A 6082-nucleotide genomic window follows, 5' to 3' on the forward strand; every position below is an offset into this window, starting at 1 on the left:
GGCCGGGGCTCCCGTGGGCGCGGACCACTGGCCGGGTGGCGGCTGCTCCTTGGACCACTTCACGCCGGGGCTCTGCGGCTGTTCGCCCGGCTGGTCCGCGGGTTGTGCGGGGCCGGGGTGGCCGGCGTCGACAGGCCCGGACGCACCGGGTCCCTGTCCGTCGGACGAGGCGGATCCGGGCGAGGACCAGCCCGGAGTGTCTTTCATCGTCGCTCCTTCACGGTGCCCGTCCGCGGTCGCGGCGGCAGGTTGGCTGCCATCGTGCCATGGGGTGGTCTTCGGGTGACCGGCGGTGGTGGCGGCTGCGTACCTTCAATTGTCCGCCGGATACGGGGCAGACTGACGACATGGCTGATCAGTACGCGCAGACCCGCGAGGACAACCGGCCGGCCGGGACACCGGCGATCCGCTGGGAGGAGCCGCCCGAGGGGCCGGTCCTGGTCCTCCTCGATCAGACGAGGCTGCCCGCAGAGGAGGTCGAGCTGGTGTGCACGGACGCCTCCGTGCTGGTGGAGGCGATCCGGTCGCTGGCCGTGCGCGGGGCACCGCTGCTGGGCATCGCCGGGGCGTACGGCGTCGCGCTCGCCGCCGCGCGCGGCTTCGACGTGGACGATGCCGCGACGGCGCTGGCGGGTGCCCGGCCCACGGCGGTGAACCTCTCCGTCGGTGTGCGCCGGGCACAGTCCGCCTATCAGGCGGAGCTCGCCAGGAGCGGTGATTCCCGGCGGGCCGCCTCGGCGGCGCTGGCCGCGGCGCGCCAGTTGCATCAGGAGGACGCCCAGGCCAGTGCGCGGATGGCCGAGCACGGGCTGGCGCTGCTGGACGAGTTGCAGTCCGGTGGCGGGCACCGCATCCTCACGCACTGCAACACCGGGTCGCTGGTGTCGGGCGGGGAGGGGACGGCGTTCGCGGTGGCGCTCGCTGCGCATCGTGCGGGGCGGCTGCGGCGGCTGTGGGTGGACGAGACCCGGCCGCTGTTCCAGGGCGCGCGGCTGACGGCGTACGAGGCGGCCCGCAAGGACATGGCGTACACCCTGCTCACGGACAACGCGGCGGGCTCGCTGTTCGCGGCCGGTGAGGTGGACGCCGTGCTGGTCGGCGCGGACCGTATCGCCGCCGACGGCTCGGTGGCGAACAAGGTGGGCAGCTATCCGCTCGCGGTGCTCGCGCGCTACCACCACGTGCCGTTCATCGTGGTGGCGCCGGTGACGACGGTGGACCTGGAGACCCCGGACGGTGCGGCGATCGAGGTCGAGCAGCGCCCGGGCTACGAGGTGACCGAGATCATCGCGCCTCAGGTCCCGGTCACGGGTGCCGGTGGCGGCATCCCGGTCGCACCGCTGGGTACGCAGGCCTACAACCCGGCGTTCGACGTGACCCCGCCGGAGCTGGTGACCGCGATCGTCACCGAGGAGGGCACCGTCTCGCCGGTGACGGCCAAGGGCCTGGCCGAACTGTGCGCCAGGTCGCGGCAGGCGGCGGCCGAGTAGGGGCGGCATCCCGTTCTCGGGGTGAGGGCAGACAGTAGCGAGTCGGTACGACTATCGTCACAGGCCAGTGAACTCCCTCACCTGGATCTTCGCAGCCGTTACGAGAATGGGATGATGTCGTTTATGAAGGGACGAGTCCTTGTCGTCGACGACGACACCGCACTGGCCGAGATGCTCGGGATCGTGCTGCGAGGTGAAGGTTTCGAGCCGTCTTTCGTAGCCGACGGCGACAAGGCGCTGGCCGCTTTCCGTGAGACCAAGCCCGACCTGGTGCTGCTGGACCTGATGCTGCCCGGCCGGGACGGCATCGAGGTGTGCCGCCTGATCAGGGCGGAGTCCGGGGTGCCGATCGTGATGCTGACGGCCAAGAGCGACACCGTGGATGTCGTGGTGGGCCTGGAGTCGGGCGCCGACGACTACGTGGTGAAGCCGTTCAAGCCGAAGGAGCTCGTGGCCCGTATCCGGGCGCGGTTGCGCAGGTCGGAAGAGCCGGCGCCGGAGCAGCTCGCCATCGGCGACCTCGTCATCGACGTGGCCGGTCACTCCGTGAAGCGGGACGGGCAGTCGATCGCGCTGACGCCGCTGGAGTTCGATCTGCTGGTCGCCCTCGCCCGCAAGCCGTGGCAGGTGTTCACCCGCGAGGTGCTTCTGGAGCAGGTCTGGGGCTACCGGCACGCGGCCGACACCCGTCTGGTGAACGTGCACGTGCAGCGGCTGCGTTCCAAGGTCGAGAAGGATCCGGAGAAGCCCGAGATCGTGGTGACCGTCCGCGGTGTCGGCTACAAGGCCGGACCGAGCTGACGTGTCGGGGGACAGTGCCGCTTCGGCGCCCGGAGGGACCGGGGCCCGCACGGAGCGGCCTGTCGGCCGGGCGGGTGCGGGTTCCCGTTGGGGGCGCCTCCTGGACGGTGGGCTGCTGCACGGCGGCGTGCAGGGCAGCCCGGTCCTGCGTCTCTTCCTGCGCTGGGTGCATCGGCCGCTGCTGCCCGTCATGCGGCTGTGGCGGCGCAACATCCAGCTCAGGGTCGTCGTCACCACGCTGCTGATGTCGCTGGGCGTCGTCCTGCTGCTCGGGTTCGTCGTCATCGGCCAGGTGCGCAACGGGTTGCTGGACGCCAAGGTGAAGGCGTCGCAGAGCCAGGCCACCGGCGGTTTCGCGGTGGCCAAGCAGGGGGCCGACGAGGCGGCGACCGCCACCGCCGACGCCGCCTCCGCGACGGACGGCCGCTCCTCGCAGAACGTCATCCAGTGGATGAGCGACCTGGTGTCCTCGCTCTCCAGCGGTGGCCAGGGGGCCTTCGACGTGGTCACGCTGCCCGCGGGCACCGACAGCGGCGGTGGGCGCGGTCCGCGTGCCTCCGGCGGGGTGGATCCGACGGCGAGCGTGCCCGAGGAACTGCGGGCGCGGATCAACGACAACATGGTGGCCGCCCAGAGCTACGCCCGCATCGTCTACAAGGACAGTGACAAGGGCTCCCAGCCCGCGCTGGTCATCGGCAAGCAGATCAACGACCCCAACGGTGACCCGTACCAGCTGTACTACCTTTTCCCGCTCAGCCAGGAGGAGAAGTCGCTGAGCCTGGTCAAGGGCACCCTCGCGACGGCCGGTCTCTTCGTCGTCGTACTCCTCGGGGCCATCGCCTGGCTGGTGGTGCGGCAGGTCGTCACGCCGGTGCGGATGGCGGCCAGGATTGCCGAGCGGCTGTCGGCCGGGCGGCTGCAGGAGCGGATGAAGGTCACCGGCGAGGACGACATCGCGCGGCTCGGCGAGGCCTTCAACAAGATGGCGCAGAACCTGCAGCTGAAGATCCAGCAGCTGGAGGACCTGTCGCGGATGCAGCGCCGGTTCGTCTCCGACGTCTCGCACGAGCTGCGCACGCCGCTGACGACCGTGCGGATGGCCGCCGACGTCATCCATGAGGCGCGCGTGGACTTCGACCCGGTCACCGCTCGCTCGGCGGAGCTGCTCGCCGACCAGCTGGACCGGTTCGAGTCGCTGCTCGCCGACCTGCTGGAGATCAGCCGCTTCGACGCGGGTGCGGCGGCGCTGGAGGCCGAGCCGATCGACCTGCGGGAGGTCGTGCGCCGGGTCGTCAGCGGTGCGGAGCCGCTGGCCGAGCGCAAGGGCACCCGGATCCGGGTCGTCGGCGACCAGCAGCCCGTCGTGGCGGAGGCCGACGCGCGGCGTGTGGAGCGCGTCCTGCGCAACCTGGTCGTCAATGCCGTGGAGCACGGCGAGGGCAGGGATGTCGTCGTCAAGCTCGCCACGGCCGGCGGCGCTGTCGCGGTCGCGGTGCGCGACTACGGCGTCGGGCTCAAGCCGGGCGAGGCGACCCGTGTCTTCAGCCGCTTCTGGCGTGCGGACCCGGCACGCGCGCGTACCACGGGCGGTACGGGCCTGGGGCTGTCGATCGCCCTGGAGGACGCCCGGCTGCACGGCGGCTGGCTGCAGGCGTGGGGCGAGCCGGGCGGCGGCTCGCAGTTCCGGCTGACGCTGCCCAGGACCGCGGACGAGCCGCTGCGGGGTTCGCCCATACCGCTGGAGCCCAAGGACTCACGGCGCAACCGCGGACTCGACGACGCCGGTCTGCCCAGTGGGGGAGAGAAGCGTGCCACCGTGCCGGTGCAGGCGACGGGTGACCGTACGGCCTCGGCACGGGGCCCGATCGCGTCCCGGCCGACCGCGGTGCCGCCCACGGCAGACCCGACGGCGCTGCCCGGCAACGGCGCGCGCGTAGTGCCCCGGCCGGCCTCGGACGCACGACGGCAGGAGGCCGTGCCCGCGGTGGAGACGGCGGGGAACGAGCCGGAGGGCTCCGCGGATCCGGAGGGAGCCGGGCCGCGGGACATGACGCAGCAAGGGGAGGCATTTCGTGGGCGCTGAACGCGAGGAGGGCGTGCGGCGGCCGGTGCGCGCGGTGGCGTACGCCGCCTGTGGGGTCGTACTGCTGGCGGGGTGCGCCACGATGCCCGACAGCGGGGACCTGCGGGATGTGGAGTCCACTCCGCGCCAGGACACCGAGGTACGGGTGTTCGCCATGCCGCCCCGGGAGGGCGCCCCGCCCGCGGAGATCCTTCAGGGCTTCCTGGAGGCGCTGACCAGCGACGATCCACAGTATGCGACGGCCCGCCAGTATCTGACGGGAGCGGCCGCGCGGCAGTGGCGGCCGGAGTCGTCCACGACCGTGCTCGCCGACGGCCCGGGCATCCGGGTCGACCGCACGACGGGGCACGACGCCGGCGACGACTACGCGGTCACGCTGGTCGGCAGCAAGGTGGCCCGGGTGGACGAGCAGCAGTCGTACACGCCGTTGACCGGGCCCTACAGCCAGCCGGTGCATCTGTCGCGGGACAAGAAAAGCAGGCAGTGGCGCATCGACGTGCCGCCGAAGGGCGTCGTCATGGGCCAGTCGGACTTCCAGCGCAACTACATGTCCGTCAACAAGTACTACTTCGCCTCCGGCACCCGGGCGGAGTCGGGGACACCGGCGACGGCCGTCGCCGATCCCGTCTACGTGCGCCGGCGTGTGGACGCGATGACGCAGATGGTGCGATCCCTGCTGGCCGGGCCCACGAGCTGGCTCAAGCCGGTGGTCAGGTCGAGCTTCCCGACCGGTACGGCGTTGCAAGGCGGTGTCACCGGGCTGACGCCCGACGACCAGAACAAGCTGACCGTGCCGCTGAACGACAAGGCCTCCGAGGTGGGGCGCGAGAAGTGCTGGGAGATGGCGACCCAGCTGCTGTTCACGCTGCAGAACCTGACGCCCACGGTGGAGACGGTCGAGCTGCAGCGGGCCGACGGCAGCACCTTGTGCGCGCTCAAGGAGAACCTGGCCGAGGACGTCGCCAGGCGCGGGCCGGTGAAGCGGTCCGAGTACCTGTACTTTGTCGACGACAAGCACCGGCTGTTGCGGATGCCCGGCACCGGCAACAGCGCGGAACCGGCGCCGGGCGCGCTGGGCGAGGGCGTCCAGCCGCTCGGGTCGGCGGCCGTGTCCTGGGACGAGCGCACCGCGGCGGGGGTCGGCTCCGACGGGAGGTCGCTGTTCGTGGGCTCGCTGATGGCGGGTGGTTCGCTCGAGCCGTCCGTGCTGCAGAGCCGCGGCAGGACCGAGGCCGACCGGCTGACGACGCCGAGCTGGGACGCGCACGGCGACCTGTGGGTGGCCGACCGCAATCCCGCCCAGCCGCGGCTGCTGATGCTGGAACAGGGCGTGGAGAAGCCGCTCGAGGTGCGCGTTCCCGGGCTGAACGGACGCGTCGACGCGGTGCGAGTGGCCGCCGACGGGGTGCGGATCGCGCTCGTCGTGCAGGGCAAGGACAACAACAAGTCCCTGCTCATCGGCCGGATCGAACGGGACGACAGTTCAGGGGACCGGCCGGTGGTGTCGGTGCTGGAGCTGCGTTCGGCGGCGCCGGAGCTGGAGAATGTCACCGCCATGTCGTGGGCCGGTGACAGCCGGCTCCGCGGTCCGTGCTTCCCGCCGGTGGTGAACGACCAGGAGCGCTTGTTGATGTTCAGTCGCACTCCCGGGAGGATCCGGAAGCTCTTGCGGAACGTGAGCGGCATGCGGGTGCTCCTTCCGAAGGCG

3 protein-coding genes and 3 pseudogenes are annotated in these 6082 nt (G+C 71.8%); 4 read left to right on the top strand and 2 right to left on the bottom strand.

Features of this window, described 5'->3' with window-relative positions; all coding sequences use genetic code 11:
* A pseudogene (locus tag C1I97_RS40765) lies at nt 1-207 on the bottom strand (hypothetical protein); the annotation flags it as partial.
* 140 nt (nt 208-347) lie between these two features.
* Between C1I97_RS40765 and mtnA the strand changes: the two are divergent.
* The 4 genes and pseudogenes from mtnA to C1I97_RS29175 all read left to right on the top strand — a co-directional run.
* Nucleotides 348-1490 (top strand): S-methyl-5-thioribose-1-phosphate isomerase, encoded by a 1143-nt coding sequence (gene mtnA / locus C1I97_RS29160; RefSeq protein ID WP_111006113.1) that lies wholly within the window; start codon nt 348-350, stop codon nt 1488-1490.
* A gap of 111 nt (nt 1491-1601) precedes the next feature.
* A complete protein-coding gene (gene mtrA, locus C1I97_RS29165) occupies nt 1602-2291 on the top strand; it encodes a two-component system response regulator MtrA (RefSeq protein ID WP_198668611.1) in 690 nt (229 codons plus the stop codon).
* 1 nt (nt 2292) lies between these two features.
* Entirely contained in the window at nt 2293-4374 is a 2082-nt protein-coding gene (gene mtrB / locus C1I97_RS29170; protein ID WP_111006114.1) for an MtrAB system histidine kinase MtrB, read from the top strand.
* Nucleotides 4364-5956: pseudogene (locus C1I97_RS29175) on the top strand (LpqB family beta-propeller domain-containing protein); the annotation flags it as partial. The gene mtrB and the pseudogene C1I97_RS29175, both read left to right, overlap by 11 nt.
* Nucleotides 5957-6000: 44 nt before the next feature.
* Here C1I97_RS29175 and C1I97_RS43045 read toward each other — a convergent pair.
* Nucleotides 6001-6060 (bottom strand): annotated as a pseudogene (locus tag C1I97_RS43045) (DUF4236 domain-containing protein); the annotation flags it as partial.
* Between the last annotated feature and the right edge of the window lie 22 nt (nt 6061-6082).

Origin of the sequence: Streptomyces sp. NTH33 (genome assembly GCF_003236365.1) — a bacterium.
In the GTDB taxonomy this organism is placed as follows: domain Bacteria; phylum Actinomycetota; class Actinomycetes; order Streptomycetales; family Streptomycetaceae; genus Streptomyces.